Raw genomic sequence first — 1,036 nt, forward strand, 5'->3', positions numbered from 1 at the left:
CGTTTTGTAACATAAAAAGGGACGTTTTGTAATTTAAGTCACTTATAACCTTTATTCTCTATATAATAGGTGTTATAATTCTTTCGTTAGTTATTATAGAGGGACGTTTTATAATTTAAGTCCTTATATATTCAGAGAGGAGATTTTTATGTCTGGTGAAACAGTAGTATATAGAAATGAAATGAATTTAGTACCATTAAGACGTTTTACAAGTACTGAAGTAGATTTATTCTTTACATTATGCAATAAACTTAAAGAACAGGATACGAGAAAAGGAAATTATTCCTTTTGAAGAATTAAAATATTTAAGTAACTACTACACGCGTTCTCAAGAACGCTTTATCAATGATTTAGAGCACGTATACGATAAAATGTTGAATCTAACATATGTAGAACGTAATGGTAGGTCTTTTGAAAAATTTGTTTTATTTACTTCATACAAAGTAGATTTAGACGAAGAATGTTTATCTATTAGTGTTAATCCTGATTTAAAACATATTTTAAATTCTATAACAGCTGATTTTACGAAATTTGAATTAAAAGAAATGACGCATCTTAAATCTACTTACGCTAAAAACATGTTTAGATTGCTTAAACAATATAAACATACTGGTTATGTAAAAATAAATATAGCTGATTTTAGAAATCGTATAGATATACCTAAAACTTATCAGATGAATGATATAACCAAACGTGTATTAAAGCCAATAATTAATGAACTTTCTTCAATTTTTAATAATCTTATTAACAATAAAATTAAGGCAAAAAAAGGACGTAAAATTGAATGTTTAGAGTTTACCTTTGACGCTGAGAAACGCATTCACAGTAAACGTCAGCCACAAATGGCGAATATAGGTAAGTCACGTCAATATATGAGTCGTGAAAAAACGCCAAAATGGTTAGAGGAACGAACGTATGGACAGCAACTCCAAAGCGATTTTGATCCCCAACTAGAAAAGGATAAAGAAGAGTTTTTAAAGCAGCTTAAATTGGACTGGGAAGAATAAATAACACAATAAAAATAGGATGTTCCTAT

The 1,036-nt window shown here is 28.5% G+C and carries 1 pseudogene; it reads left to right on the forward strand.

Annotation, left to right across the window (positions count from 1 at the left end):
* Positions 1-148: 148 nt before the first annotated feature.
* A pseudogene (locus tag HMPREF3125_RS04465) lies at positions 149-1,007 on the forward strand (replication initiation protein).
* Positions 1,008-1,036 lie beyond the last annotated feature (29 nt).

The organism is Staphylococcus sp. HMSC13A10 (assembly GCF_001808005.1).
GTDB classification, from domain to species: domain Bacteria; phylum Bacillota; class Bacilli; order Staphylococcales; family Staphylococcaceae; genus Staphylococcus; species Staphylococcus pasteuri.